The sequence below is a fragment of the Microbispora sp. GKU 823 genome, from assembly GCF_002027145.1.
Classification (GTDB): domain Bacteria; phylum Actinomycetota; class Actinomycetes; order Streptosporangiales; family Streptosporangiaceae; genus Microbispora; species Microbispora siamensis.
In genome coordinates this window covers 1-26,085 of the sequence record NZ_MWJN01000045.1, presented here as the reverse complement: position 1 = coordinate 26,085, position 26,085 = coordinate 1, and the positions used below count along the sequence as shown (strand labels likewise).

Sequence of the window (26,085 nt, the reverse complement as noted above, 5' to 3'; positions counted from 1 at the left end):
TGATCCGCCATGTCACGACTGAACGTTCCCTCTCCTGACGACGTCCCCGACGGGGTGGCGGGCATCCTCGACAACGTCGGCGCACAGTTCGGCTTCGTTCCGAACATGTTCGCGACTCTCGCGTCGAACCCGACCGTCCTCGACGTCGTCATGACACTGCAGGGAACCTTGAGCCGGGTTCTGGACGCGAAGACGCGGCACACCATCGCGCTCGCGGTGTCGCAGGCGAACGGCTGCGATTACTGCCTGGCGATGCACACGTACGTATCGTCCGAACTCGGTGGCATGTCGAGCGATGACATCGACTTGGCCCGGGCCGGGAGCTCGATCGATCCCAAGCGCGCCGCGGTCGCTCGTTTCGCTCAGCAGCTGATGGAGAGCCGCGGTCGGGTGAGCGACGCCGACCTGGCGGCTGTGCGAGGTGCCGGGTACACCGACCCGCAGATCCTGGCGATCGTCACGGTGGCGGTGCAGGTCCTGCTGACCAACTTCATCAACAACGTCAACCAGACCGACGTCGACATTCCCGCCGTCCGCTCGGTCAGTACGCCGGGATGAGCGCCGGCGTCCTCGTCGAGGCGGCGTACCGAGCCGCTCAATCCGTCACCGTCTCCACCGATCATTCAGGGATCGGCTTCGAGCGCATCAGCGACCTATTTGCCCGCGGCACGAACTAGTCCAAACCACGCGAACCACTGCTCCTCACCCACTCATCGCAAGAAACGGCAGAGTGCCATGAATCTCGACAAGCTCATGAACAAGCACCTCACCAGGTATTTCGACCCCAGCAAGACCATTCCGGAGGAAACCCTTCAGCAGCTGCTGAGGTTCCTGCGCTCCACGCCGTCATCGGTGAACGTACAGCCCAACCACTTCTACGTCCTCGCCACGCGCGAGGGCAAAGAGCGGCTCGCCAACAACCTGGGCGAACGATTCCAGGACAACGGCGAGAAGATCTTGAACGCGTCGCACACCATCATCCTCACCACCCGGGCAGATCTGCCTGACAGCCACCTCGAGGCGGTGTTCACGAAGGAGAGGGCCGACGGCCGGTTCCCTGACCCGTCGAAGCAGGAGCTGTGGGAATCAATGACCCGAGACTTCCTCAACCTGCGCAACTACGGCTACAAGGACCTGAACCACTGGATGGAGAAGCAGACCTACATGGCGGTGGGCCTGACCATGATGGCGGCCGCTGAGCTCGGCGTCGAGGCCACGCCGCTGGAAGGGTTCGACCCGGCCAGTGTCGACAAGGCGTTCAAGATCCGCGAGACCGGACACAGCACGACGGTGCTGCTGGCCCTCGGCTACCCCGACCCGGCGAGGGTGTACACCAGCCCGATCTCGCGATTCGACGCCGACCAGCTGTTCACCTTCATCTAAACACCCACCCGGAGACCAAACCCACAACACGAACGAGGAAGGGGACAATCTCAATGAAAGCCATTGTGGTAACCGACCAGGCCGCGGGAACGGCCGGGATGACGCTGACGGAGCGGCCGGAGCCGCTCGCAGCGATCAACGACGTCATCGTTCAGATTCATGCATCGGGCTTCGTGCCGACTGAGATGGAGTGGCCATCGACCTGGACCGATCGCGCCGGCCGTGACAGGACACCGTCGATCCCCGGCCACGAGCTGGCCGGAGTGGTCACCGCCCTCGGCTACGGCACGTCGGGGCTGTCGGTCGGGCAGCGGGTGTTCGGCCTCGCCGACTGGTACCGCGACGGCACCCTTGCGGAGTACGTGGCGATCGAAGCACGCAACCTCGCACCGCTGCCCGGCGACGTCGACTTCACAGTAGGCGCGTCCCTGCCGATCTCAGGTCTGACCGCGTGGCAGGGGCTGTTCCAGCACGGCCGCCTTCAGGCCGGCCAGACCGTCCTCGCCCATGGCGCAGCCGGGGCGGTCGGGACGATGGTGACCCAGCTCGCACGTGAGGCCGGCGCTTACGTCATCGGCACCGGACGCGCCGCCGACCGTGAAAAGGCACTCGACTTCGGCGCGCATGAGTTCGTCGACCTCGACAACGACGCGCTGAAAGACGTCGGGGGCGTCGATCTGGTCTTCGACGTCATCGGCGGCGACGTTCAGAAGCGGTCCGCTGCCCTGATCAAGGCCGGAGGAACGCTGGTGTCCATCGTCGGCCCGGTCGAGGCGCGGCCCGCTGACGGCCTGGCGGTGGACTTCGTCGTCGAGGCCGATCGTGCCGAACTGGGTGAGATCGTGCAGCGGGTGCGGGACGGACGGCTGCGGACGAACATCGGTGACGTCGCGAGCCTCGATGATGCCATCAGTGCCCTCAACCCGACCACGCGACGCAGCGGGAAGACAGTCATCCACGTACGCCCGTAGGGAGCGGATGGCCGCAGTCCGGCTGGCGGGTCATGGGCCGCCGTCGGTGGCGGCCGTGCGGAAGACGCCACCTTGGTCCTTGACCGGGCGGTCAGGGCACTCGGATCGCCAGAGGAGTTGATCACCTTGGACGGACAGGAGCTGCAGAAGATCGCGGCCGACTGCACTGCCGGACTGCCCGGCACCGACCTGGAGCATCGTTTCGGCCCCGACTGGCACCTCTACAAGGTGCGCGGCAAGGTCTTCATGCTCATGACCGACATGCCAGGGCGCCCCGTCGTGATCCTGAAAGCTGATCCGGACGACGCCGCAGCCCTGCGTGAGCAGCACGCAGACATCACCCCCGGCTATCACATGAACAAGAGGCACTGGATCACGGTGGAAGGCGGGGGCACCATCGACGAGAAGCTGGTGAAGGAGCTCGTGATCGACTCCTACCGTCTCGTGGTCGGCGGGCTTCCCACGTCCGAGCAGCCCGTGGATCCGCGCACCTACGGCCGCCGCGCCTGACTTCGTCATGCCCATCAGCGGCGAGAAGCTCCAGGACAGAGTGCGCGAGACGGCACTGGCGCTGCCCGGGGTCAGCCACGGGCGCCCGTTCATCGGGCATCTGGACGAGGCGGGGCGCCCAGGCGAACACGCCGGCCGGGGTGCCGGCACGCTGCCCGGGGTGATCTCTTCCGTCGCGTGCTCCCCCGCTGCTCCACCGGCGATAGCCTCACGTGCGGATGAAACGGGAGGTCGCCGGCGTGACGGAACTGCTGATGGGGCTCAGTCTCGGCCTGGGCGCGGGCGTCACGCCCGGTGCGTTGCTGACGCTCGTCATCACGGCCAGCCTGCGCGGCGGGTTCCGCTCGGGGGTGCGCCTGGCCTGCGTGCCGCTGCTGTCCGACCTGCCCGTGGTGCTGCTCGCCGTAACGGCCGTCGGGGCGCTGCCGCAGGTGCTCCTGCGCGTGCTGTCGGTCGGCGGCGGGCTCTACGTCGTGTACCTCGGCGTGGAGACGCTGCGCGAGGCCCGTACGGCCCTGCCGCCCCGCCCCGGCGAGGACGCGCCCTCCTCCGCCGGGGAGGTCCTGCGCGGCGTGGTGGTGAACCTGCTCAACCCCCACCCCTGGCTGTTCTGGATCGCGGTGGGCTCACCGATCTTCGTCTCGGCGTGGGACCGGGCCCCGGCGTACGCGCTGGCCTTCGGGGGCGGGTTCTACCTGGTCCTGGTGGGTTCCAAGGTGGCGCTCGCGGGAGCCGTGGGGGCCGGCCGGCACCGGCTGACCCCCCGCGGCTACCGATTGCTGCTGGGCGCGAGCGGCGTGCTGCTGGCCGCCGTCGGCGTCATGCTCACCGTTCGAGGACTGCTTTCCCAGGGGTGGTAGCGGCCACCCTGCTGCGGCGGTAGCCGTACAGGAAGTAGATGACCGTGCCCACCCACATCCAGATGAAGAACCGGTACCACGTCTCCAGGGGCAGGTTGAGCATCAGGTAGGCCGAGGCCAGCATCGAAAGGATCGGCACCACCGGCACGAACGGCGTGCGGAAGGAGCGGGGCAGGTCGGGCGGTCCTGCGCAGGACCACCACCGCCACCGCGACGATCACGAACGCGAACAGCGTGCCGATGTTCACCAGCTCGGCGATGGCGCTCAGCGGGATCAGCGCCGCGAGCAGCGCGGTGACCGCGCCGATGACGATCGTGATCCGGTACGGCGTGCGGAACGTCGGGTGGACCTTGGCGAGGGAGCGGGGCAGCAGGCTGTCGCGGCACATCGCGAACAGCACCCGGCTCTGGCCCAGCATGAGGATCATCACGACGGTGGTGAGCCCGGCGATGGCTCCGACGCTGATCAGCGTCGCCATCCAGGGCTGGCCCACCGACCGGAACGCGTCGGCGAGCGGGGCCGACGCGCTGAGCTCCGAGTAGTGCTGCATGCCGACGACCACGAGCGAGACCGCCACGTAGAGGATCGTGCAGACGACCAGCGAGGCGATGATCCCGATCGGCAGGTCGCGCTGCGGGCGGCGGGTCTCCTCGGCCGCGGTCGCCACGACGTCGAAGCCGATGTAGGCGAAGAACACCAGGGCGGCGGCCGTGAAGACGCCGAAGACGCCGTACGCGACCGGCTGCACGCCGAACAGCACCTGGATGAGCGGGGTCTTCATGCCCTCCCCGGCGGCCATCTGGTGCGACGGCGGGATGAACGGCCGGTAGTTGGCCCCCTTGACGAAGAACGACCCGGCGATGATCACCAGCAGCACCACGGCCAGCTTGACCGCCACCATGGCGCCGTTGAACCGGGCCGACATCTTGATCCCGGCCACCAGCACCCCGGTCAGCAGGATCACGATCAGCGCCGCCGGGACGTTGAAGACGGCCTCGTCGCCGGCGATGGACGACGGCAGGTAGATCCCGAAGTTCTTCAGCAGCGAGGCGAAGTAGCCCGACCAGCCCGAGGCGACCACCGCCGCGCCCAGTGCCAGCTCCAGCATCAGGTCCCAGCCGATGATCCAGGCCGGGAACTCGCCGATCGTGGCGTACGCGTAGGTGTAGGCCGAGCCGGCGACCGGGACCGTGGCGGCGAACTCGGCGTAGCACAGGGCCGCGAGCGCGCACACGATCCCGGCGATCACGAAGGAGATCGCGACGGCCGGCCCGGCCGTGTTGCGCGCCGCCACTCCGGTCAGCACGAAGATGCCGGTGCCCACGATCACGCCGATGCCGAAGACGGTGAGATCGAGAGCGCTCAGGCTGCGCCTGAGCCGATGTTCGCCGCCTTCGGCATCCTCAATCGACTGTTCTACCGGCTTCGTCCGGAAAAGGCTCATCCGCAGGCTCCTCATCACGTCGATGACCTGCAGACTTCCCGGTCACACCGGTATTACTCATAGTTATCGGTCTGTGGGCTGCGCCAGCCGCGCCGGATGGCTCTCCATCACCTGCGACCGGCGCGCCACGGCCTCGGTGATCTGACGGGCGAGGTCCTGCCCGGTCAGGCCGATCTCGGAGAGGATCTTGGGCCGCTTGGCGTGGTCGAGGAAGCGCTGGGGGATGCCGTAGGTCCGCACCGGCACGTCCACGTCGGCGTCGCGCAGCAGGCGCGCCACGGCGTCGCCCACGCCGCCGACCCGGCCGTTGTCCTCCACCACGACGACCAGCTTGTGCGCGGCGGCGGCCAGCACCAGGGCCTGGTCCAGCGGCTTCACCCAGCGGGGGTCCACCACGGTGGCCGAGATGCCCTGCGCGTCGAGGAGGTTCGCGGCCTCCATGCAGACCTCGGCCATCGGACCGACCGCGACCAGCAGCACGTCGGCGTCCCCGGCGCGGAGCACGTCCATCTCGCCGAGCTTGCCGACGGCCTCCACCTCCTTGGGCAGGCCGCCCTTGGGGTAGCGGACCACCGACGGGCCGTCGCCGATCCCGACCGCCTCGGCCAGCAGCTCGCGCAGCCGCGCGCCGTCGCGCGGGACGGCGATCGACAGCCCGGGGATCACCTGCAGGATCGACAGGTCCCACATGCCGTTGTGGCTGGGGCCGTCGTCCCCCGTCACCCCCGAGCGGTCGAGCACGACGGTGACGGGCAGGCGGTGCAGCGCCACGTCCATCAGGAGCTGGTCGAAGGCCCGGTTGAGGAACGTCGCGTAGAGGGCCACGACCGGGTGGAGGCCGCCGATCGCGAGCCCGGCGGCGCTGGTCAGGGCGTGCTGCTCCGCGATGCCCACGTCGTAGATGCGGTCCGGGTACGCCTCGGCGAACGCCGCCAGGCCGACCGGGTGGAGCATCGCCGCGGTGATCGCGACCACGTCGTCCCGCTCGCCGCCGATCTTCACGATCTCCTCGCTGAACACATTGGTCCAGCTGTGCGGCTTGGGCCGCTCCTCGCCGGTCAGCGGGTCGAACGGGCCGGGACCGTGGAAGCAGTCCTCGTCATGGTTCTCCGCGTGCGAGTAGCCGTTGCCCTTGCGGGTGAGCACGTGGACGATGACGGGCCCGCGGAAGCCCCTGGCGCGGCGCAGCGCGGCCTCCACCGCCCCCTCGTCGTGGCCGTCGATCGGGCCGACGTACTTGAGCCCGAGGTCCTCGAACATGACCTGCGGGGTCAGGATGTCCTTCAGGCCCTTCTTGATGCCGTGCAGGGTGTCGTACAGCGGCGCGCCGACCACGGGCACCCGGCCGAGGTTGTTCTTCACCAGTTCGAGCACGTGCTCGTAGCCCTGGGTCATCCGCAGGGACGACAGGTGGGAGGCGAGACCGCCGATCGTCGGCGAGTAGGAGCGGCCGTTGTCGTTGACCACGATGATCAGCGGCAGGTCCTTGCGCCCGGCGATGTTGTTCAGCGCCTCCCAGGCCATGCCGCCGGTCAGCGCGCCGTCGCCGATCACGGCCACCACCGTGCGGCCGGTCTCCCCGCGCAGCGTGATCGCCTTGGCCAGCCCGTCGGCGTACGACAGGGCGGTGGAGGCGTGCGAGTTCTCGATGACGTCGTGCTCGGACTCGGCCTGGCTGGGATACCCCGACAGGCCGCCCTCCTGGCGCAGCGTGCCGAACTGCCCGGCCCGCCCGGTCAGCATCTTGTGCACGTACGCCTGGTGGCCGGTGTCGAACAGGATCGGGTCGCGCGGTGAGTCGAAGACCCTGTGGAGGGCGATGGTCAGCTCGACGACGCCGAGGTTGGGCCCGAGGTGACCGCCGGTCTTCGCGACGGAGGAGACCAGCAGGTCGCGGATCTCCTCGGCCAGCACGGGCAGTTCCCCGGCCTCAAGGCGCTTCACGTCGAGCGGGTCCTTGATCGTCTCCAGAATCCCCACCGCTCATCCTTCCCGCTCGCCATCGAACGGATCGAGTCTAGTTCGAGGAAGGTGCGGGGGTATCAGGGGTTGCACCGAACCTTCACAAGACCTTCCCGGTGCCGACGTCGATCCCGCTTTACCCGTCGTCGCCTCCTGCCCTACCCTCATGATCCTCCGAAGGAAAAAGTCCGCATTACCGGGCATTCGGACGTTTCACCACATTCCCGACTATCTCTCTGTCCGCTTGGGATGCCCACTGATGATTCGCATAAGCCTCCGCGCGGTGGCCGTCGCAGCCACGGCGGTGGCCGCAGTCCTGTCCCTCACCGGCACGGCGGGCGCGTCCGGCACGACGGCGGCACCGGCCGCGTCGTCGGCGCGGCCCGTGCCCATGGGCCCGGGAGCACTGACGAGGAACCCGCTCTACACGACGGGTGAGTTCGAGTTCTTCGAATGCGCCGAGCTGAGCCGCCGGCCCGGCGACATCGACACCTATCGGATCTATCTGGACAACCTGCTCGACTGCCTCAACCGGACCTGGACCGAGGAGTTCACGCAGGCCGGACTGCCGTTCTCCCCGCCCAGGGTGCGTTACATCACCAAGAGCGTGGGGACGGGCTGCGGGAAATACCCGGCCGGCTACGCGGCGGGCCTGTACTGCCCCAGGAACCACACCATGTGGATCCTGCTGTCCAAGGGGCAGCTGTCCGACCCCACGGAGTTCAACCTTTTCACGGTCATCGCCCACGAGTACGGCCACTACGCCCAGGACCGCGCCGGCATCCTGTACGAGTTCGCCCGGCAGTACCCCAAGCTGAGCAAGAAGCGGATGTACGACCTCAACCGCCGCATCGAACTGCAGGCCGAGTGCTTCTCCGGTGCCTTCATCGGCAGCGTCTGGCGTTCGCTCGGCCGCGACCAGCTCGACTGGGACGAGCAGCTCAAGTGGATCGTGGGCGACAAGTGGCACGGTAAGGCGGGCAACATCCGCTACTGGCTCAAGCGCGGCTGGTACGGCAACGGCCCCAAGGTGTGCAACACCTTCTCCGCCCCCGCCGCCAGGACCGCCTAGGCTCTCGATCTCCCGCTTCGCTCCTCGCCGCGGCGCAGCCGGACTGCGCCGCCTGCGGGGCGCCGCCGCCCGTCCGGAAGAGGCGCTCGACGCGCCGTACGAGCGGAGGCATCCGGGCTGTGACTCAGATCACTCCTTAGATTTCCCGCGCGACGCCGGATTCTCCTCCGGTGACGGGTCTTGATATCGAACGAGTTCCTCCACCCTACGGAGCCTTCGATGTCGAACCCCTTCCAGACCGCCGTCGTCACCGGCGCGAGCCGGGGCTTCGGGCGCGCGATCGCCGCCGCGCTCGTCGCCTCCGGCACCCGCGTGGTCGGCGTCGCGCGCGACGAGCAAGAGCTGGGTGCCGTGCGCCACGGCCTCGGCAGGGCCTTCACCCCCCTGCCCGCCGACGCCACCGACGAGACGCTCGTGCACGAGGTGATCCGCGAGCACCGTCCCGGCCTGATCGTCCTCAACGCCGGTGCGGCGCCGCACCTGTCGCCCCTGCACGAGCAGACCTGGGAGACCTTCGGCCGCAACTGGCACGCCGACACCCGGCATGTCTTCACCTGGATCCGGGCGGGGCCCCGACAGACTGCTCGCCACCGGCGACCCGGCGGCGATCGTGGCCGGCAGGACCGGAGTGCGGCTGGCCTTCATCGCCGCGCTCCAGCTCCTGCCCGCCCGGCAGCGGGCCGTGCTGACGTTGCGCGACGTACTGGCCTTCCGCACGGCGGAGGTCGCCGAGATGCTGGACACGACGGCTGCCGCCGTCGACAGCGCGCTGCGCCGCGCCCGGTCCCGCCTGGCCGCGGCCGGACCGGTCGAGGACGACCTGGCCGAGCCGGACGAGGAGATCCGGCGGATCCTCCTCGACGACTATGTCGACGCGTTCACCCGGGCCGACGCCGACGCGCTGGTGACCTTGTTGCGGGCCGACGTCGAGCTGGAGATGCCGCCGATCCCGACCTGGTTCACCGGACGGCAGGCCGTCGTCGGGTTCCTGACCGATCACGTACTGGTCCCGGACCTGTGGCGGATGGAGCCCACCCAGGCCAACGGCCAGCCCGCGCTCGTCGCCTACCAGCGCGTGGACGGCGGCCGGTACGAAGCGTACGGAGTGCAGGTCCTGACCCTGATCGGGACCCGGATCAGCCGCATCACGACGTTCATCGACCCGAGCCTGGTGCCGACGTTCGGTCACGCACCGGCGCTCGCGACCTGAGCCGAAGCCCGGCCTGCACCATCGCGCAAGGAAGAAGACAAGGAGAGTCGCCCTCATGGCGAACATCGCAGACAAGACCGTTCTGATCACCCGGCCGCGTTCTCCATGACGCAGGCGCTGCGTGCTCTTCTGGCCGGGCGGGGCGTCGGCGTCCATGCCGTCCTGGCCGGACCCATCGACACCGGCATGTCCCGAAACCTCGACATACCGAAGGCGTCTCCGGAGTCCGTCGCACGAGCCGTCTTCGACGGGGTGGAGAAGGACGAGGAGGACATCTTCCCCGACCCCGTGTCCGAGGCCATCGCCGAGAGCTGGCGTGGCGGTGTGGCCAAGACGCTGGAGCGGCAGTTCAGGGCGTTCGTCGCCGCCGCGTAGCGTCTTCGCCGTCACTCAGGGGGCGACCCGGGACAGTGCTTCGAGTGGGTCGGCGAGCACCTGGGCGAAGGCCAGCTCGGCGGCCCCCATCAGCGTCGCGTCGTCGCCCAGGGCCGAGGTGCGCAGCCGGACCTGCTCCCGCGTCGCGCGCAGGGTGCCGGTGGCGATCCGGCTGCGCACCTGGGCGGCCGAGCCCAGGTAAATCTCCCGAAGGATGCCGCCGAAGACGACCATCTCGGGGTTGAAGATGTTCACCAGGCTGGCGACGCCGAGCCCGAGCCAGTTGCCCACGTGGGCGAGGGCCTCCTGGGCCATCACGTCGCCCCGGTCGGCGGCGTCGACGACGGCGCGGACCGCGTCCCTGCCGATCATCTCGCCGTACCGGCCGGCGTGCTCCATCAGGGCCGGCTCCCCCACCTCGGCCTCCAGGCAGCCGCGCGAGCCGCAGGCGCACGGGCGGCCGTCGGGGTTGACCACCATGTGGCCCACCTCGCCGCCGTAGCCGCCGTACCCTCCGAGGAGCTGGCCGTTCACGATGATGCCGCCGCCGATGCCCACGTCGCCGTGCAGGTAGACCAGGTCGCGGCAGCCGGCGCCGATCCCGCGGGTGTGCTCGGCGAGCGCGCCGAGGTTGGCCTCGTTGCCCACCGCCACCGGCAGCCCGAGCGCGAGCCGCTTCGTCAGCTCCTCCCCCAGCGGCACCTCGAACGCGCCGATGTTGGGCCCGATCCTGACCACGCCGTCGGAGGCGCGGACCACTCCGGAGACCGCCGCCGCCGCGCCGACGCAGATCGTGTCCTCGCGTGTCTTGCGCCGCATCTGCCGGGCGAAGCCCGCCAGCGTCCCCACGACCTGCGCCATGTCGAACGGCCCGCGCGCCCGTACGACCTCGCGGCGGTCGAGGATCACGCCGCCGAGGCCGATGCGCGCGGCGGCCAGCCGGTCGACCCCGACCTCGAAGGCGAGCACGTAGACGCGCGCCGTCTCCGGGCGGACGACCAGCGACGGCCGTCCCGCCCGGCCGGTGTCCTTGGGCAACTCCTCCCTGACGAGGCCGGCCGCCGTCAGGTCCGCCGTGAGCGCCATGATGGTGCTCCGGTTCAGCCCCATCAGCGAGGTCAGCTCGGCCCGCGAGGTCGGCCCCCCGAGATGGACGTGCCGCAGCAGCGTCCCGAGGTTGTGCTTGCGGATCTCCTCCTGTGAGGGACCGGCGCGCATCATCGGGACAGCCTCGGATTCCGTGGGGTCGGGGGGAACCTGAGCAGGTCAGGGGTCGGAGATCACCTTATCGGGCCCGATCACGTCATCTTCTGCCGGTCGCCGCCGCGCGCTTCCTCGACAGCGCGTCCACGCCCGCGGCGAGCAGGAGCACCGAGCCGGTCACGACGAACTTGACGCCGGCGCTGTAGCCCATGAGGCCCATGCCGTTCTCGATGACCGCGACCACGGCGCCGCCGAGCAGCGCGTCGAGCGCCCGGCCCTTGCCGCCGAAGAGGCTGGTGCCGCCGATGACGGCCGCGCCCACCGCGAACAGCAGCACGTTGCTGCCGCCGGTGTTGGGGTCGACCGAGTTGGCCCGCGACGCCGCGATGATGCCGCCGATCGAGGCCATGAAGGAGCAGATGACGAAGGCGGAGATGCGGATGCGGTCCACGTTGATGCCGGCCCGGCGGGCGGCCTCGGCGTTGCCGCCGACCGCGTAGATGTGCCGGCCGTACGCCGTGCGCCGCAGCACGAAGGTCCAGACGATCAGCAGGATCACGATCAGCGGGACGACGATCGGCACACCCTTGAGCGACACGATCGCCGCGTTGCGGCTGCGCTCCAGGTTGAGCACGTACACCGCGACGCCCGCGACCACGGCGAGCGTCACGACCCGGGCGGCGATGACCGCGATGGGAGTGGCGACCAGGCCGCGGGCCGCGCGGCGGCGCGCCTGCAGGAACTGGATGGCGGCGTACGCGGCGACGCCCACGACCAGCGCCACCCAGCCGGCGACCGGCGGGACGTTCTTGTTCGCGATCGCGAGGATCGTCTCGTCCCGGATCGAGATGTTGGTGCCGTCCTTCACCAGCAGCAGCACGACGCCCTGGAAGGCCAGGAACGCCGCCAGCGTGACCACGAAGGACGGGATGCCGAGCTTGGCCACCAGCGACCCGAGCACCAGGCCGATGAGCGCGCCGGTGACCATCGCGGCCAGGACGGCGAGATACCAGGGCCAGCCCTGCAGGGTCAGCAGCACGGCGAGCACCGCCGCGCAGACGCCGCTCGCGAAACCGGCGGACAGGTCGATCTCGCCGAGGAGGAGCACGAAGATCAGGCCCATGGCGATGACGGCGACCGCCGCGCCCTGGGTGAACAGGTTGGCGAAGTTGACCGCCGACAGGAAGGCCGGGCGCAGGACCGAGAAGACCACGCAGAGGATGACGAGGCCGAAGACCGCGGGCAGCGCCCCCAGCTCACCGCCCTTGACCCGCTCGAGGTAGCCCTTGACGTGCACGCCGAGTGCGGACTCGGCGTTCTCCTGCTTGGGGAGCGTTTCGGTTGTCATGATGCCGCTCCGTTGCCGTTCTTGAGCCCGAGCTCCCCGCTGCGCCCGGAGGTGATCAGTTCCACGATCTGCGCGTGGGTCACTTCGGATGCCTTGACCTGGGCCGCCATCCGTCCCAGGTACAGCGCCGCGATCCGGTCGGACACGGCGAAGACGTCGTTCATGTTGTGGGAGATGAGCACCACCGCAAGTCCCTTGTCGGCCAGGCGGCGGACCAGTTCGAGCACCTGGGCGGTCTGCGCGACGCCGAGGGCCGCGGTCGGCTCGTCGAGGATGACGACCTTGCTGTTCCACAGCACGGCCTTGGCGATCGCCACGGTCTGCCGCTGACCGCCGGACAGGCTGGAGACGTGCTGGCGCAGCGACTTGACGGTGCGGACCGACAGGCCGGCCAGGGTCTTGGCCGCCATCTCCTCCATCGTGTCCTCGTCCAGGACCAGACCGCTGCGGCGTTCGCGGCCGAGGAACATGTTCTGGACGATGTCGAGGTTGTCGCAGAGGGCGAGGTCCTGGTAGACGATCTCGACGCCCAGCGCCGCCGCGTCCCTGGGCCCGCTCACGTGGACCCGCTCGCCCTCGAAGAAGTACTCGCCCGAGTCGATCGGGTGGATGCCGCCGATGCACTTGACCAGCGTCGACTTGCCGGCGCCGTTGTCGCCGACGAGTGCTGTCACCTCGCCCGGATAGGCCGAGAAGGCGACGTCGTGAAGGACCTGCACGGGGCCGAAGCTCTTGTTGATGCCGCGCAGTTCCAGGATCGGTCCCTGGGACACGATGGGCTACTCCGTAGATCGATGGGGCCGGTACGGCGCCGTTCTCCGGGCCGCCTCTCGTCGCTCCGGGCGGTGCGGGGCGCCCTGTGCCTGGTCAGAACGGTGCCAGGCCAGGACGGGGCGCCCCGCACGGTGCTCGTCGCGGCTCAGCACGTCACCCGCTCAGGGGGTCCGCGTCGCCGTACGCACCCGGTGGATGGATGTGCTTAGCTGATGCCAGCCTTGGTGCACTTGTCGGCGAAGTCGCCGGTGCACAGCTCGTCCTTGCTCACGAAGCCGTCGGCCACGACGTCCTTGACGTTGTCGAAGTAGATGGCCTGGGGCTCCAGCAGCACGGAGGGGACGTCACGGTTGCCCTCGGTGTCCTTGACCGTGCCGCTCGCCTGCGGCTTCTCGCCCTTGGCCAGCGAGACGGCGAGCTGCGCGGCGGCGTCGGCCTCCTTCTTGATGGCCTTGTAGACCGTCATGCACTGGTCGCCGGCGAGGATGTTCTGCAGGCCCTGCACGGTGGCGTCCTGGCCGGTGACCGGGACCTTGCCGTTCAGCTTCTGCTTCTTCAGCACCGAGATCGCGGCGTTGCCGAGGCCGTCGTTGGCGGCGAGGACGCCGGCGATCTTCGGCTCCTGGGTCAGCATCTGCTCGAAGATCGTGCCGGCCTGGGTGTTGTCCCAGTCCGGAACCGACTGGTCCGGGCCCTTCTTGTAGTCGCCGGAGTCGTACTTCGGCTGCAGCACGCTGTCGTAGCCCTGCTTGAACAGGGTGGCGTTGTTGTCGGTCGGCGAGCCGTTCAGCTCGGCGATGATCGGCTTGTCGGCCTTCTTGTCGGTCAGGCACTTGACCAGGCCCTCGCCCTGCAGCTTGCCGACCGCCGTGTTGTCGAACGACACGTAGTAGGAGGCGCTGCCGCCGAGCGTGAGGCGGTCGTAGTCGATCGTCGCGACGCCCTGGGACTTCGCCTTGTCCAGCACGGCCTTGCCGGTGCCGCTGTCGAGGTTGACGATCATCAGGACGGTCGCGCCGTTGGTGATCATCTGGTCCGCGATCGTCTGGAACGCGGTCTTGTCGCCCTGGGCGTTCTGGATGTCGTACTGGACGCCCGCCGCCTTGAACGCCTCTTCGAGGTACTTGCGGTCGGCGGTCTCCCACCGGGCGGAGGACTTGCTGTCCGGCAGGATGACGCCGATCTTGCCGGGCTTGGCGTCACCGGCGGCGGCCGACGAGGGGGCGCCGCTGGACTGCGCGGAGGTGTCACCGCTCTCGCCCCCGCAGGCGGTGAGACCGAGGGTGAGCGCCGCGGCCGCGGCGCCGATGCTGAGGATCCCCTTGCGCATGATGCGTGGGTCCTTTCTTTGACTGGGGGTCTATGAGGGGGTGCGGCCGAGCCGGTGCCCCGTCCCGCCGTCTGGGCAGATCTTGTGGGCTGTAGGCACCTTGGCCACCCGGTACGGCAGGGGCCGGGTCACGGCGTTCACCGCTCCAGGGAATGTTGTTTGAGACAACGTAAGCCCAAAGCCCAGGTGGTGAAAGACACAGGACGGTAACGTTTGTTGTCCGCGGTAACAATGAAGAAACGCACGATCAACATCAGGCGGCGTTCCGTCCCACCCGGTTCGACAGGTGATCGTGACACGTTCGTGACCAAGGGGCTCCTACTGTCGGCGGGGACGCCCCCCGCGTGTGGCGGCGGGGCCGGCGATGCGGAGGCCGGTGATGCCCCAGCCCGTCCTGTCCTGCCAGTCGCTGAGCTGCCGCGCCGGCGGCCGTGAGGTCGTGCGCGACCTGTCGCTGGACGTCGCGCCGGGCGAGCGCGTCGCCCTCGTCGGCCCCTCGGGCTCGGGGAAGACCACCCTGCTGACCACGCTCGGCGGCCTGCTGGCGCCCGCCTCCGGCCGTGTGCTGGTCGGCGGAGTACCGCTCGGCGAGCGCCCGGACCTGCGCCGGGAGACCGCGCTGGTCTTCCAGTCCTACGGCCTGCTGTCGCTGCTGACCGCCGCGGAGAACGTGGAGGTCGCCCTGCGCGCCGCGGGCCGTACGGCCGGGGAGGCACGGACCGAGGCGGCCGAGGCGCTGGCGCGCATGCGGCTCACGGCCTATGCCGAGCACCTGGTCGAGGAGCTGTCCGGCGGCCAGCAGCAGCGGGTGGCGGTCGCCCGGGCCCTCGCGCTCCGGCCGCGGGTGCTGCTCGCCGACGAACCGACGGCCGAGCAGGACAAGGTCAACCGGGCGCTGGTGCTGGAGGCGCTGCTCGCGTCGCCCGCCGCCCTGGTCGTGGCCACCCACGATCCGGAGGTGGCCGGACGGTGCGACCGCGTGGTCGAGTTGCGGGCGGCGGTGAGCCGGCGGTGACCGCTCCTGCGAACGCGGCCGTGCGCTGCGACGGCGTCGTGCAGATCTACAAGACCAGGGAGATCGAGGTCGTCGCGCTGCGCGACATCGACCTGGTCGTCGAGGACGGCGAGAGCGTCGCACTGCTCGGGCCTTCGGGAGCGGGCAAGTCCACCCTGTTGTGGCTGCTCGCGGGGCTGCTCCGGCCGAGCGCGGGACGGCTGTGGCTGGGCGGCGCCGAGGTCGGCAGGCTCGGCCCGCGCGCTCTCGACCGGCTGCGGGCCGCCCAGATCGGCGTCGTCCTGCAGAATCCGGCCCGCAACCTCATCCCGTACGCCTCCGCGGCGCAGAACGTCGCCTTCGCCCAGCGGGCCGTACGGCGGCGGGCCCGGCGGCCGGCGGGCGAACTGCTGGAGCGGGTCGGCCTCACCTCCGTGCGGGACCGCCCGGCCGGGCTGCTGTCGGGCGGCGAGCAGCAGCGCCTCGCCGTCGCGATCGCGCTGGCCAACCGGCCCCGCCTGCTGCTCGCCGACGAGCCCACCAGCCAGCTCGACGCGGAGTCGGGCCGGGCCGTGGTCGAGCTGATCAAGGAGATGGGCCCGACGTCCGTGGTGGTCACCCACGATCCCCGGGTCAGCGAGGCCATGAGCCGTACGGTCACCATCAGGGACGGGCGGATCGGCGCCGAGGGCAGGGACGGGGAGGACTTCGTGGTGATCGGGCGCGAGGGCGCGGTCCAGCTTCCGCCCGAGTATCACGAACTGCTGCCGCCGGGGTCGATGGCCCGGGTCGAGCCGCTGCGCGACGGCGTGATCCTGCGGAGGGCCGGCGAATGACGCTCCGCGGCCTGTGGCGGCGCCGGTGGCTGTCGCTCGCGCTTCTCGTCGTGGCCGCCGTCACGGTGGCCGCCGCGTCCCTCGGCCCCCTCTACGCCCAGGCGGCGCGCGCCGCCGTGCTCCGCGACGCCCTGGACACCGCCCCTCCCGACCACCGGGGCTGGCGTGTCACGTCGGTGCGGGGCGACGCCGCCGATCTCGCCCGCCGGGTGTCCGCGCCGTACCTGCGGCCGCCCGTTCCCGGCGCCGAACTGCTCAGCCCTGACCCGCGGGGCAAGAAGACCTACCCGCTGATGTGGCAGGAAGGCCAGTGCGGCCACGTGACGCTGCTCAGGGGCCGCTGCCCGCGCTCGGCCATGGAGATCATGGTGACCCGCGCGTCCGGGTTCCGGGTCGGGGCGGACGTGAAGCTCACCTCCATCACGACGTGGGAGGACGGCGAGGAGCGCCTCGTGCCGCTGCGGGTGGTGGGTATCTACCGGGCCGACCCCGGCGACCCCTTCTGGTTCGGCCGCAACCTGTTCCCCCAGACGGCCGGGGTGAGCGAGGGGAACGGCGATCCGCTCCTCACGGTCCCCGAGACGCAGGCGCGGTCGGGCCTGCCGACCGGCGCGAGCGCCGCCGACGCCGCCGCCGGGAACGCCTGGACCGGCTACGCGATCGTCTACACCGACCCGCGGGTGATCGGCGGGGGTGACCTGGCCGGGCTGGAGTCGGCGCACGCCCGGCTGGCGGGCATGGGGCGGAGCGGGGACGCCGTCACGGTATTCACCCACATGGACGACACGCTCACGCGGATCCGCCGCCAGATCGACTCGCTGTCGGTGCCGGTGACCCTCGTGACCCTGCAGCTCGTGGCGCTGGGCTGGCTGTTGCTGTTCCTCACCGTGCGCGACCTCGTCGCCGCCCGCGCCCCGGAGACCGCCCTGGCCCGGCTGCGCGGCCTGAGCACCGCGCGGGTGTGGGCGTTCGGCCTGTCGGAACCCGTGGTGCTGCTGCTGGCGGCACTGCCGCTCGGTCTGGCCGCCGCGTGGGCGGTGGCCGCGCGGCTGGCCGGCGAGTTCCTGCGCGCGGACGTGCCCGTCACGCTGGACGGGCCGACCGCGCTCTACGGCCCGGCCGCCGTCGCGGGCGGGCTGCTCGCCGCCGCCGCGGCGGCGTGGAGCGGCCGTCACGCGTCCCGTGGTCGAGCAGTGGCGGCGCACCCCGCGCGCCCGGCGCCGCACCTGGATCCCCGAGGCCGTGGTGCTCGCCCTCACCGGTGTCGGTCTCGTCGAACTGCTCGCCGGCGGCCCGATCAGCGGCTCCGCCGGACAGAACACGGGAGCCCTGCTCGCGCCCGGTCTGCTCGCGGTGGCGTTCGCGCTGCTCGCGCGGCGGCTGCTGCCGCTCGCGTGCGCCGCGCTGTTCCGGCTCACCCGCTCGCGCGGCGGGATCGCGCCCTTCCTCGCCGTACGCCAGATCGCCCGTGGGAGCGCCACCGGCAGCACGGTGATCGTGCTCGGCGCGGGGCTGGGTCTTGCGGTCTTCGCCGTCGCGGCATGGTCGGTCACCTCGCGCAACTTCGCCGAGGTGGCCCGCGTCCACAACGGCGCGGAGACCGTGTTCGTGGTCCGGGCCGGGGACGCCGCGACGCTGCGGCGGGTGTCGGCCGGCATCCCCGGCAGCGCGCCGGTCGTCCGCATGCCCGGGCCGCCCGTCATGCTGGCGACCGACCCCGCCAGGTTCGCCGCCGTCGCGCTGTGGCGTCCGTCGTACGCGGGAGGCCGGGCACTGGAGGACCTGACGCCGCGCCTGGCGGCCCCCGTGGCTCCCCGCGTGCCGCTCACCGGCGACCGGATCCGGGCCCGCCTCGACGTGGGCGACATCCCTTCCGGCTGGACGATCGTCCTGTTCGCGAACGTGCGGGTGCCGGGGCAGGACCGGCCCTCGGTGCTCCCCCTCGCCCGGCCCGAGCACGGGCGGACGGTCTACGAGTGGGGATTGCCCCCGGCCTGCCGTACGGGGACCTGCGAGCTGCGCGGGCTGCGCATTCAGTCCACGCCCACCGGCACCAGCGACTTCGAGCATCCGCCCGGCGACCTGGGCGTCGTCGGGCTGGACGTGCGGCGGGACGGCCGCTGGGCCGCCCTCGACGCGGGCCTCACCGACCGGGCGAGGTGGCGGCCCGCCGTGGCCGGCCAGGCCGGGCTCGTCCTGTCGATGTCCCCCTGGGCCGGGGCGGCCGGGGGTGCGGGCGCGGCCGTGCCCGCCACGTTCCCCGATCCGCTGCCCGCCCTGACCGGCGGGACGCCGGGCAACCGGAAGCTGCCCGGCCTGGACGACGCCTTCGCCTCCGGGTACGTCCCGGCCGTGCCCGCCGCCGCCGTGCCCGGCCTCGACGCGCCGGCGGAGTGGTCGACATCGAACTGGCCGATCGGGCCGCGTACGGATACTCGGACAAGGCCGAGTTCGAGATCTGGGCGGCGCCGGGCCGCGCGGGCGCGGTCCTCACGGGCCTGCGCGCCGCCGGGGTGCCGGTCCTGGCCACCCGCACCACCGCGGGCCTGCGGACCGGTTACGCGAGCGAGGGGCCGGGTCTCGCGCTGATCCTCCTCGTCGTGGCGGCCGGCGCGCGCCCTGCTCGCCCTCGGCCGCGCCGTCCTGGCGCTGTACGCGGCCGCGCGGCGGCGCACCCTGGAACTGGCCGCCCTGGAGGCGGCGGGGGCCCGCGCCGGCCCGCTGCGGCGCTCCCTGCTGATCGAGCAGGCCGTGACGCTGACGTGGGCCGGTCTCACCGGCGTGCTCGCCGGCGTGACGGCCGCCCGCGTGGCGCTGCCCCGGGTGCCCGAGTTCGCCGAGCCGCCGCTGACGCCGGCGCTCGCGTACACGATCGTCCCCGGCCCGGTCGTCCTCGTGGCGGCCGCCGCCCTGGCCGCCTGCCTGGTCGCCGCCGCGGCGACCGCCGAACTGCTCCTGCGCGGCGTCCGGGTCGAGCGTCTGCGCGAGGCGCCGGCCTGACTCGGTCCGCGGACCTCCCGGCCGTACGGCCGGCTACCCGCCGTGGCCCGGGGGCGGCCCCTCGGCCCAGTTCAGTGAGCGCGTTCAGTGAGCGCGTTCAGTGGGCGAGGCTCTGCCCGAGCAGCGCGCAGGCCGAGACGGCGGCCACCGTCAGGACGGCCGTACGGACCCGCCCGCCGTCGAGGTAGCGGCGCAGCGGCCCCGAGACCGCGAAACCGAGCAGGACGAACGGCACCAGCGCCGCTCCGGCGGCCAGGGCGCGTGGCGGCAGCTTGCCGAGGAGGGCGAGGATGACGAGCGACTGGGCGGCGCTCACGCAGAAGAACATCGCGAGCGTCGCCCTGATCTGCGGGCCGCGGGCGCTCTGGTAGACCAGGGCGATCGGCGGGCCGCCGATCCCGGTGGCCGTGCCGGTGATCCCCGAGAGGAACCCGGCGGCCGTCAGCGTCGCGCCGTTGCGCGGCACGGCGACGGCGCGGGCGGTCAGCACGACGGCGACCAGCACCATCACGCCGACCAGCACGCCGAGCGTCGCCGTGCTCACGTAGACGACCACGAGGGCGCCGATCGCGCTGCCCGGGAGCCGGCCCAGCAGGGCCCAGCCCGCCCCCCGCCACTCGGCCCTGCGCCACTCCCTGGTCAGGGTGAACAGCGGCATCGCCATGTTGACGACCTGGACCGCGCCGGGCATGACCGTCGGGTCGAGCAGGGTGATCAGCGGGGAGGCCACGAGGCCCAGCCCGAACCCCACCCCGCCCTGCACGACCGCCCCGATGAAGACCGCCGTACCCCCGATGAGCAGCAGCGCCACGTCGTGATCCATGCGCGGACCCTAGCGGCGCCTCCCACCGCCCCGGCAACCGGTTATCCAGGCCCAGGAACTCGGACAATCACCGTCAGTAATTGAAATATGTTGTGAGAGTAATCAGAGCCTTCGTAGACTCCCACGTGGCGACATCGCCATAGCGCTTTTTGTAGACAGGATCGTAGCCTCGCGGTATGGGGAGCGAGCAACGCCACACGACGATCCGGGTCAGCACGCTTACTCGCGACAAGATCGCGGCAATCGCCAAGCAGGAAGGCAGACCCATGACAGCAGTGATCGACGATGCCGTCGCGGAGTACGAGCACAAGAAGTTCTGGGAGGAGATGCACGCGGCAGTCGAGCGGACCCGGCGGGAGGACCCGGAAGGGTGGGCCGACTATCTGGCCGAGACGGCCGTATTCGACCGCGCCGCCTCAGACGGCCTCGAACCCGAGGACTGGTCTTCACACCTCGATCGAAAGGAGTTCGATGCGGATAACCCGCGGTGACCTGTGGCTGGCCGACTACGGTCAGCCGCTGGGCCGTGAGCAGGGCGGGCCGAGGCCGATGGTGGTCGTGAGCGGCCGCGCGGTCAACGATGTGCGGATGGGCCTGGTGCTCACGGTGCCGCTGACGACCACGCAGCGCGGCTGGCCCAGCCACGTCGAAATCGACCCGGGCACGGGTTTGGAGAAGCAGAGCTGGGCGATGGTGGAGCAGTTCCGTGCCATCTCCGTGCAGCGGCTGACCAGGAGGATCGGCTGGGTGGAGGAGCCCACGCTCGCGAAGATGCGCACCATCCTGAGCTACCTCATCAGGGCGTAGGCCAGCCGCGAACCGACCCTGCTCCGAGGACGGGGAGCGGGAGTTCCTTGTGCCGCGACGCCAGGAGTCGGGCCCTCTACGGGTGACACCGGCGGCGCCGGGCCAGCGGCCCGGTGGTCGACCGGGCCGCCGGTTCACGGCGGACGCGCTTCTGCGCTTTGCGAGCCTCGTCAGCTCTTGGCGAGCAGGGAGCGCAGAACGTACTGCATGATGCCGCCGTGGCGGTAGTAGTCCGCCTCACCGGGCGTGTCGATGCGCACGACGGCCTGGAACTCGACGTCCCCGGCCCGCACGGTGACGGTGGCGGGGGTCGAACCGGTGTTGAGCTCCTCGACGCCGACGATGTCGAAGGTCTCCTCGCCGGTCAGGCCCAGCGACTCGGCGCTCTCGCCCTCCGGGAACTGCAGCGGCAGCACGCCCATGCCGATCAGGTTCGACCGGTGGATGCGCTCGTACGACTCGGCGATCACGGCGCGCACGCCGAGCAGCGCGGTGCCCTTGGCCGCCCAGTCACGCGACGACCCCGAGCCGTACTCCTTGCCGGCCAGGACGACCAGCGGGATGCCGGCGGCCTGGTAGTTCTGCGACGCGTCGTAGATGAACGCCTGCTCCCCGCCCTTGGTGAAGTCGCGGGTGTAGCCGCCCTCCACGCCGTCGAGCAGCAGGTTGCGCAGCCGGATGTTGGCGAACGTGCCGCGGATCATCACCTCGTGGTTGCCGCGGCGGGAGCCGTACGAGTTGAAGTCCCTGACCTCGACGCCGTGCTCGCGCAGGTAGCGGCCCGCCGGCGTGTCGGCCTTGATCGAGCCCGCGGGCGAGATGTGGTCGGTGGTGACCGAGTCGCCCAGCTTGGCCAGGACCCGGGCGCCCCTGATGTCCGTCACCGGCTCGGGCTTGGCGGGCATGCCGTCGAAGTACGGCGCCTTGCGGACGTACGTCGACTCGGGGTCCCACTCGAAGGTGTCGCCGGTCGGGATCGGCAGCGACTGCCAGTGCTCGTCGCCCTTGAACACGTCCGCGTAGTCGCGCTGGAACATGTCCTGGCTGATCGACTCCGACACCACCGCCGCGACCTCCTCGGGCGCGGGCCAGATGTCCTTGAGGAAGACCGGCTGCCCGTCGGAGCCGGTGCCGAGCGGCTCGTTGTTCAGGTCGATGTCCATGGTCCCGGCCAGCGCGTACGCCACCACGAGCGGCGGCGAGGCCAGGTAGTTCATCTTGACGTCCGGGTTGATCCGGCCCTCGAAGTTGCGGTTGCCCGACAGCACGGCGGTGACCGCGAGGTCGTTCTCCTGGATCGCCGCGGAGATCTCCGGCTCCAGCGGACCGGAGTTGCCGATGCAGGTGGTGCAGCCGTAGCCGACGAGGTTGAAGCCCAGCTTGTCCAGGTAGGGCTGGAGGCCGGACCGCTCGAAGTAGCCGGTGACGACCTGGCTGCCCGGGGCGAGCGAGGTCTTCACCCACGGCTTGCGCGACAGGCCCTTGTCCACCGCGTTCTTCGCCAGCAGGGCCGCGCCGAGCATGACGTACGGGTTGGAGGTGTTCGTGCAGGACGTGATCGCGGCGATCGTGACGACACCGTGGTCGATCTCGAACGAGGTGCCGTCCGACAGCGTGACCGGGGTCGGCCGGTGCGGCCGCTCGCCATTGCGCCGCACGGCGTGCGGCACGTCGCCCGCCCCGCTGTGGGAGATTGCCGGAGAGTCCGACGCCGGGAACGACTCGGCCGACGCCTCGTCGGCGGGGCCCTCGATGCACTCGTCCGTGACGTACGTGCGGACGGCCGCGCGCCAGGCCGACTTGGCGTCCGCCAGCGGGATGCGGTCCTGCGGGCGCTTGGGCCCGGCGATCGACGGGACGACGGTCGACAGGTCGAGCTCGATGTACTCGCTGAAGACGGGCTCGGGCGCCGAGGGGTCGAGCCACAGGCCCTGCTCCTTGGCGTACGCCTCGACCAGCGCGACCTGCTCCGGCGAGCGGCCGGTGAGCTTGAGGTAGTCGATGGTCTGGCCGTCGATCGGGAAGATGGCGCAGGTGGAGCCGAACTCGGGGCTCATGTTGCCGATCGTGGCGCGGTTGGCCAGCGGCACGCTGGAGACGCCCTCGCCGTAGAACTCCACGAACTTGCCGACCACGCCGTGCTTGCGCAGCATCTCGGTGATCGTGAGCACGAGGTCGGTCGCGGTGGCGCCGGCCGGCAGCTTGCCGGTCAGCTTGAAGCCGACGACCCGCGGGATCAGCATCGAGATCGGCTGGCCGAGCATCGCGGCCTCGGCCTCGATGCCGCCGACGCCCCAGCCGAGGACGCCGATGCCGTTCTCCATCGTGGTGTGGGAGTCGGTGCCCACGCAGGTGTCCGGGTACGCCTTGCCGTCGCGGGTCATGACCACGCGGGCCAGGTGCTCGATGTTGACCTGGTGGACGATGCCGGTGCCCGGCGGGACGACCTTGAACTCGTCGAACGCCGTCTGACCCCAGCGCAGGAACTGGTAGCGCTCGCGGTTGCGCTCGTACTCCCGCTCGACGTTGCGGACGAAGGAGTCGGGGTGGCCGAAGAAGTCGACGATGACCGAGTGGTCGATGACCATCTCGGCCGGCGCGAGCGGGTTGATCTTCGCGGGGTCGCCGCCCAGGTCGCGTACGGCCTCGCGCATGGTGGCGAGGTCGACGACGCAGGGCACGCCGGTGAAGTCCTGCATGATCACCCGGGCGGGGGTGAACTGGATCTCCACGCTCGGCTGGGCGTTCGGGTCCCAGCCCGCGATGGCGCGGATGTGGTCGGCGGTGATGTTCGCGCCGTCCTCGGTGCGGAGCAGGTTCTCCAGCAGGATCTTGAGGCTGTACGGGAGGCGCGCCGACCCCTCGACGGCGTCCAGCCGGTAGATCTCGTATGACGCGTCACCGACGCGCAGCGTGTCACGGCTGCCGAAGCTGTTCGCGGACACGAAGTTCGCCTCCCCAGGGTTCCGGGCTTGTCACAGGTTTCGTGTGCATCCTCCCGCACGCACGGGACACTCCTGACAATTAGGTTGCCCTAACCTGTGCGGCTCGGCGGATGTCTCGACGTCAAGATATCCCTCAAGATATCTCGACATCAAGTTACTAATGGGTAGGCCGACGGCCACAGGGCTGAGGTCGGCAAACAGCCGGATTTTTCGGCTTTCGGGAAGTTCCTGCGGATGCTTCGGGCGCGTCCCCGCTCAGGCGGGCATGAGCCGCAGGCAGAACAGCGCGATCACCACGATGGACAGGGCGGGACCGAGGAACTGCTTCTCGAACGCCTTGCCGGTCTTGATGCCGATGTCCCACGGCAGGAGCCAGCGCCCCTTGATCGGCCATAAGACGGGACAGCCGCGCTCGGTCAGGCAGTCGCCGATCACGTGTACCAGGCAGCCGATCCCGATGGCCAGCCCCAGCCAGGAGTAGGTGACCCCGAGTGTCATGAAGGTCAGGAACAGCGCCGCGGTGAGTGCCACGTTCACGATCGCGGAGGTGAGCGTCTTGCCGGGCACGCCGATGCCCACGGCGCGGATCGCCAGGCCGATCATCAGCACGACCAGGATGTCTCGCCCGATGGCGTAGCGATCGCCGAGCAGGTGCGCGCCCACCCCCATCAGGACGCTGAACAGCAGCGAGTGGGTGGCGTGCCGGTGCCCGCCGCTCACGAAGTTCACACCCTTGCTGAGCAGCCAGGTCACCGGTCCGAACGTCTGGGCGATCGTGGCGCTGGGGTGGTCGAGATCGGGCAGCATGGCCGCGCCCGCGCACACCACGGCGCCCGCGACGAGCTCGGGCGGGGTCAGGATCGGCCCCGTCATCGTCGCCAGCTCCGGATGTCCCAACGCTTCCGGCAGCGCCACCAGGGCCGGCGCGACCGCCAGCCACACCGCCGCCCCGCTGAGGGCGTGCGAGTGCCCCATCATGACAAGATCACGCTTTGAGACTGTACGGCAAAGCACCGACAAATTCCGCGAAGCACCCACCCGCCCGGCGCGTGTCGCCCTCCGTCGTACGGCGGCGGCGGGAACGTGCCACGGAGCTTCGGCGGCCCGAGCGTGCCGCGCGGGGCGGCGACCGGAACGACAAAGACGGGATCGTCCCGCTCCAAGAGCACCCCCCAGCCCTCTCAGAGCAGAACGATCCCGTCTTCGTGAGAGATAACGCTACGGTCTCGGGGCCTGTTCCCCCTACTCGAAAAACTTCCTCGTGAGCTATGTCACTCTTACCCGTGGATTGTCGCCGGAACGCTCGCGATATATCGTTGAGACATCGAGAACGAATCGTGAACCAGAAGGGGGCACTGCGATGAGTTCGGCACACACGGTCGGCGGACCCTGGGCGCACCCGGAGTTCGGCCACCGGCTCAGACACGAGATGCGCCGCCACATGCGGCGCGCGATGCACGAGGCGTTGATGAAGGGGGCGACCATGTGGCACCAGGAAAGTCACGAGGGCGGGGGCCCTCACGAGCACCGGCACAGGGGCGGCATGCGGGGGCGCGGCCCATGGGGCGGCTTCGGGCCGGGCCCGTTCGGGCCGCCGTGGGCGGGCGGCAACTTCCCGTTCGGCCCCCGGGGCTTCGGACGGCCCAGGAAGGCCAAGCGCGGTGACGTACGGGCGGCGATCCTCGCCCTGCTCGCCGAGGAGCCGCGCAACGGCTACCAGATCATCCAGGAGATCGCCGAGCGCAGCCAGGGCGGATGGAAGCCCAGCCCCGGCGCGGTCTACCCGGCGCTGCAACAGCTCACCGACGAGGGCCTGGTGCGCGCGGAGGAGACCGACGGGCGCAAGACGTTCCAGCTCACCGAGGCCGGCCGCGCCTACGTCGAGGAGCACGGGGACGAGGTCCGGGCGCCCTGGGAGGAGATGACGCCGGACATCGGGGACAACGTCCACGAGCTGTTCGACCTGTCCAGGCAGGCGGCGTCCGCGCTGTTCCAGATCGCCCACTCGGGCACCGAGGGCCAGGTCAGGCAGGCGAGGCAGGTCCTGACCGAGACCAGGCGGCGGCTGTACCAGATCCTCGCCGACGGCGACCCTGTGGAGGAATGACGATGGTCTCCCCTGACGAGCCCGCCGAGCCCGCCGCCGGCGGCGGCGCACACCACCCCCGCGGCGGCGCGCGCCGGGCGCCGGGGGCGGTTCTTTTGCCATACGTTGCCGTTATCGGGGCCAATCAGAG

At 70.6% G+C, this 26,085-nt stretch carries 25 protein-coding genes and 2 pseudogenes; 16 read left to right on the top strand and 11 right to left on the bottom strand.

Features of this window, described 5'->3' with window-relative positions:
- Positions 1-9 precede the first annotated feature (9 nt).
- The 5 genes from B1L11_RS23375 to B1L11_RS23355 all read left to right on the top strand — a co-directional run bounded on the left by B1L11_RS23375 (position 10) and on the right by B1L11_RS23355 (position 3,724).
- A complete protein-coding gene (locus B1L11_RS23375) occupies positions 10-558 on the top strand; it encodes a carboxymuconolactone decarboxylase family protein (protein WP_079316469.1) in 549 nt (182 codons plus the stop codon).
- A gap of 177 nt (positions 559-735) precedes the next feature.
- Entirely contained in the window at positions 736-1,383 is a 648-nt protein-coding gene (locus B1L11_RS23370) for a nitroreductase family protein (protein ID WP_079316468.1), read from the top strand.
- A gap of 53 nt (positions 1,384-1,436) precedes the next feature.
- Complete coding sequence (locus B1L11_RS23365; protein ID WP_079316467.1) at positions 1,437-2,354, top strand: NADP-dependent oxidoreductase; 918 nt, start codon at positions 1,437-1,439, stop codon at positions 2,352-2,354.
- 126 nt (positions 2,355-2,480) lie between these two features.
- Positions 2,481-2,864, top strand: coding sequence for an MmcQ/YjbR family DNA-binding protein (locus B1L11_RS23360; RefSeq protein WP_079316466.1), 384 nt, complete (start codon positions 2,481-2,483; stop codon positions 2,862-2,864).
- A gap of 218 nt (positions 2,865-3,082) precedes the next feature.
- Positions 3,083-3,724 carry a LysE family translocator gene (locus B1L11_RS23355; protein ID WP_079316465.1) on the top strand — a complete coding sequence of 214 codons (642 nt, stop codon included), beginning with the start codon at positions 3,083-3,085 and terminating at the stop codon, positions 3,722-3,724.
- On the opposite strand, the gene B1L11_RS54120 is transcribed toward B1L11_RS23355, so the two are convergent.
- The 3 genes and pseudogenes from B1L11_RS54120 to dxs all read right to left on the bottom strand — a co-directional run bounded on the left by B1L11_RS54120 (position 3,690) and on the right by dxs (position 7,149).
- Positions 3,690-3,827, bottom strand: a complete 138-nt coding sequence (locus tag B1L11_RS54120) for an amino acid permease C-terminal domain-containing protein (protein WP_306291698.1) — start codon at positions 3,825-3,827, stop codon at positions 3,690-3,692. The two genes, B1L11_RS23355 and B1L11_RS54120, sit on opposite strands and share 35 nt — an antisense overlap.
- Before the next feature lie 136 nt (positions 3,828-3,963).
- A pseudogene (locus B1L11_RS23350) lies at positions 3,964-5,169 on the bottom strand (amino acid permease); the annotation flags it as partial.
- A 63-nt stretch (positions 5,170-5,232) separates the two neighbouring features.
- Entirely contained in the window at positions 5,233-7,149 is a 1,917-nt protein-coding gene (dxs, locus tag B1L11_RS23345) for a 1-deoxy-D-xylulose-5-phosphate synthase (protein WP_079316464.1), read from the bottom strand.
- A 265-nt stretch (positions 7,150-7,414) separates the two neighbouring features.
- Here dxs and B1L11_RS23340 point away from each other — a divergent pair, with 265 nt between their 5' ends.
- From B1L11_RS23340 to B1L11_RS23325, 4 genes and pseudogenes are all read left to right on the top strand, one after another.
- Positions 7,415-8,203, top strand: coding sequence for a neutral zinc metallopeptidase (locus B1L11_RS23340; RefSeq protein ID WP_179155286.1), 789 nt, complete (start codon positions 7,415-7,417; stop codon positions 8,201-8,203).
- Between the two features lie 219 nt (positions 8,204-8,422).
- Positions 8,423-8,707, top strand: a pseudogene (locus B1L11_RS55070) (SDR family oxidoreductase); the annotation flags it as partial.
- 40 nt (positions 8,708-8,747) lie between these two features.
- On the top strand, positions 8,748-9,413 hold the full coding sequence (locus B1L11_RS23330) for a sigma factor-like helix-turn-helix DNA-binding protein (protein ID WP_079316462.1): 666 nt from the start codon (positions 8,748-8,750) through the stop codon (positions 9,411-9,413).
- Between the two features lie 105 nt (positions 9,414-9,518).
- The gene (locus tag B1L11_RS23325; protein WP_218671262.1) at positions 9,519-9,788 is read left to right on the top strand and encodes a hypothetical protein; all 270 of its coding nucleotides are present in this window, start codon (positions 9,519-9,521) and stop codon (positions 9,786-9,788) included.
- Between the two features lie 15 nt (positions 9,789-9,803).
- Here B1L11_RS23325 and B1L11_RS23320 read toward each other — a convergent pair whose 3' ends face one another.
- The 4 genes from B1L11_RS23320 to B1L11_RS23305 all read right to left on the bottom strand — a co-directional run bounded on the left by B1L11_RS23320 (position 9,804) and on the right by B1L11_RS23305 (position 14,443).
- On the bottom strand, positions 9,804-11,009 hold the full coding sequence (locus B1L11_RS23320) for an ROK family protein (RefSeq protein ID WP_079316461.1): 1,206 nt from the start codon (positions 11,007-11,009) through the stop codon (positions 9,804-9,806).
- An 82-nt stretch (positions 11,010-11,091) separates the two neighbouring features.
- A complete protein-coding gene (locus B1L11_RS23315; RefSeq protein ID WP_079316460.1) occupies positions 11,092-12,339 on the bottom strand; it encodes a sugar ABC transporter permease in 1,248 nt (415 codons plus the stop codon).
- Positions 12,336-13,112: an ATP-binding cassette domain-containing protein gene (locus B1L11_RS23310; RefSeq protein WP_079316459.1), complete on the bottom strand. Its 777-nt coding sequence runs from the start codon at positions 13,110-13,112 to the stop codon at positions 12,336-12,338. The genes B1L11_RS23315 and B1L11_RS23310 overlap by 4 nt, the downstream gene beginning before the upstream one ends.
- Before the next feature lie 206 nt (positions 13,113-13,318).
- Entirely contained in the window at positions 13,319-14,443 is a 1,125-nt protein-coding gene (locus tag B1L11_RS23305) for a sugar ABC transporter substrate-binding protein (protein ID WP_079316458.1), read from the bottom strand.
- 379 nt (positions 14,444-14,822) lie between these two features.
- On the opposite strand from B1L11_RS23305, the gene B1L11_RS23300 reads away from it, so the two are divergent.
- Both B1L11_RS23300 and B1L11_RS23295 read left to right on the top strand, forming a co-directional pair.
- Positions 14,823-15,458 carry an ABC transporter ATP-binding protein gene (locus B1L11_RS23300; RefSeq protein WP_079316457.1) on the top strand — a complete coding sequence of 212 codons (636 nt, stop codon included), beginning with the start codon at positions 14,823-14,825 and terminating at the stop codon, positions 15,456-15,458.
- Positions 15,455-16,273: an ABC transporter ATP-binding protein gene (locus tag B1L11_RS23295; protein ID WP_079316456.1), complete on the top strand. Its 819-nt coding sequence runs from the start codon at positions 15,455-15,457 to the stop codon at positions 16,271-16,273. The genes B1L11_RS23300 and B1L11_RS23295 overlap by 4 nt, the downstream gene beginning before the upstream one ends.
- 664 nt (positions 16,274-16,937) lie before the next feature.
- On the opposite strand, the gene B1L11_RS47055 is transcribed toward B1L11_RS23295, so the two are convergent.
- The gene (locus tag B1L11_RS47055) at positions 16,938-17,360 is read right to left on the bottom strand and encodes a hypothetical protein (RefSeq protein WP_179155285.1); all 423 of its coding nucleotides are present in this window, start codon (positions 17,358-17,360) and stop codon (positions 16,938-16,940) included.
- Positions 17,361-17,455: 95 nt separating this feature from the next.
- On the opposite strand from B1L11_RS47055, the gene B1L11_RS23285 reads away from it, so the two are divergent.
- Positions 17,456-18,862 carry a hypothetical protein gene (locus tag B1L11_RS23285; RefSeq protein WP_079316454.1) on the top strand — a complete coding sequence of 469 codons (1,407 nt, stop codon included), beginning with the start codon at positions 17,456-17,458 and terminating at the stop codon, positions 18,860-18,862.
- Positions 18,863-18,892: 30 nt separating this feature from the next.
- A complete protein-coding gene (locus B1L11_RS23280) occupies positions 18,893-19,273 on the top strand; it encodes an FtsX-like permease family protein (RefSeq protein WP_143737475.1) in 381 nt (126 codons plus the stop codon).
- A gap of 97 nt (positions 19,274-19,370) precedes the next feature.
- Here the strand turns inward: B1L11_RS23280 and B1L11_RS23275 are convergent, their stop codons facing one another.
- Positions 19,371-20,096 (bottom strand): sulfite exporter TauE/SafE family protein, encoded by a 726-nt coding sequence (locus B1L11_RS23275; RefSeq protein ID WP_079316452.1) that lies wholly within the window; start codon positions 20,094-20,096, stop codon positions 19,371-19,373.
- 176 nt (positions 20,097-20,272) lie between these two features.
- On the opposite strand from B1L11_RS23275, the gene B1L11_RS45520 reads away from it, so the two are divergent.
- Positions 20,273-20,587, top strand: coding sequence for a hypothetical protein (locus B1L11_RS45520; protein WP_143737474.1), 315 nt, complete (start codon positions 20,273-20,275; stop codon positions 20,585-20,587).
- Positions 20,568-20,903: a type II toxin-antitoxin system PemK/MazF family toxin gene (locus B1L11_RS45515; protein WP_218671261.1), complete on the top strand. Its 336-nt coding sequence runs from the start codon at positions 20,568-20,570 to the stop codon at positions 20,901-20,903. The genes B1L11_RS45520 and B1L11_RS45515 overlap by 20 nt, the downstream gene beginning before the upstream one ends.
- 170 nt (positions 20,904-21,073) lie before the next feature.
- On the opposite strand, the gene B1L11_RS23265 is transcribed toward B1L11_RS45515, so the two are convergent.
- Both B1L11_RS23265 and B1L11_RS23260 read right to left on the bottom strand, forming a co-directional pair.
- Positions 21,074-23,848 carry an aconitate hydratase gene (locus B1L11_RS23265; RefSeq protein ID WP_079316450.1) on the bottom strand — a complete coding sequence of 925 codons (2,775 nt, stop codon included), beginning with the start codon at positions 23,846-23,848 and terminating at the stop codon, positions 21,074-21,076.
- A gap of 255 nt (positions 23,849-24,103) precedes the next feature.
- The gene (locus tag B1L11_RS23260; protein WP_079316449.1) at positions 24,104-24,826 is read right to left on the bottom strand and encodes a metal-dependent hydrolase; all 723 of its coding nucleotides are present in this window, start codon (positions 24,824-24,826) and stop codon (positions 24,104-24,106) included.
- 382 nt (positions 24,827-25,208) lie between these two features.
- Between B1L11_RS23260 and B1L11_RS23255 the strand changes: the two genes are divergently transcribed.
- Positions 25,209-25,955, top strand: a complete 747-nt coding sequence (locus B1L11_RS23255) for a PadR family transcriptional regulator (RefSeq protein WP_079316448.1) — start codon at positions 25,209-25,211, stop codon at positions 25,953-25,955.
- Positions 25,956-26,085: the final 130 nt, after the last annotated feature.

What these genes read in the sequence shown, in the direction of transcription:
- B1L11_RS23365 (WP_079316467.1), top strand. Translation starts at nt 1,437, where the DNA reads ATGAAAGCCATTGTGGTAACCGACCAGGCCGCGGGAACGGCCGGGATG.
- B1L11_RS23320 (WP_079316461.1), bottom strand. Translation starts at nt 11,009, where the DNA reads ATGATGCGCGCCGGTCCCTCACAGGAGGAGATCCGCAAGCACAACCTC.
- B1L11_RS45515 (WP_218671261.1), top strand. Translation starts at nt 20,568, where the DNA reads ATGCGGATAACCCGCGGTGACCTGTGGCTGGCCGACTACGGTCAGCCG.
- B1L11_RS45520 (WP_143737474.1), top strand. Translation starts at nt 20,273, where the DNA reads ATGGGGAGCGAGCAACGCCACACGACGATCCGGGTCAGCACGCTTACT.
- B1L11_RS23330 (WP_079316462.1), top strand. Translation starts at nt 8,748, where the DNA reads ATGTCTTCACCTGGATCCGGGCGGGGCCCCGACAGACTGCTCGCCACC.
- B1L11_RS23375 (WP_079316469.1), top strand. Translation starts at nt 10, where the DNA reads ATGTCACGACTGAACGTTCCCTCTCCTGACGACGTCCCCGACGGGGTG.
- B1L11_RS23300 (WP_079316457.1), top strand. Translation starts at nt 14,823, where the DNA reads ATGCCCCAGCCCGTCCTGTCCTGCCAGTCGCTGAGCTGCCGCGCCGGC.
- B1L11_RS23370 (WP_079316468.1), top strand. Translation starts at nt 736, where the DNA reads ATGAATCTCGACAAGCTCATGAACAAGCACCTCACCAGGTATTTCGAC.
- B1L11_RS23255 (WP_079316448.1), top strand. Translation starts at nt 25,209, where the DNA reads ATGAGTTCGGCACACACGGTCGGCGGACCCTGGGCGCACCCGGAGTTC.
- B1L11_RS23275 (WP_079316452.1), bottom strand. Translation starts at nt 20,096, where the DNA reads ATGGATCACGACGTGGCGCTGCTGCTCATCGGGGGTACGGCGGTCTTC.
- B1L11_RS23305 (WP_079316458.1), bottom strand. Translation starts at nt 14,443, where the DNA reads ATGCGCAAGGGGATCCTCAGCATCGGCGCCGCGGCCGCGGCGCTCACC.
- B1L11_RS23260 (WP_079316449.1), bottom strand. Translation starts at nt 24,826, where the DNA reads ATGATGGGGCACTCGCACGCCCTCAGCGGGGCGGCGGTGTGGCTGGCG.
- B1L11_RS54120 (WP_306291698.1), bottom strand. Translation starts at nt 3,827, where the DNA reads ATGCTCAACCTGCCCCTGGAGACGTGGTACCGGTTCTTCATCTGGATG.
- B1L11_RS23315 (WP_079316460.1), bottom strand. Translation starts at nt 12,339, where the DNA reads ATGACAACCGAAACGCTCCCCAAGCAGGAGAACGCCGAGTCCGCACTC.
- B1L11_RS23325 (WP_218671262.1), top strand. Translation starts at nt 9,519, where the DNA reads ATGACGCAGGCGCTGCGTGCTCTTCTGGCCGGGCGGGGCGTCGGCGTC.
- B1L11_RS23355 (WP_079316465.1), top strand. Translation starts at nt 3,083, where the DNA reads ATGAAACGGGAGGTCGCCGGCGTGACGGAACTGCTGATGGGGCTCAGT.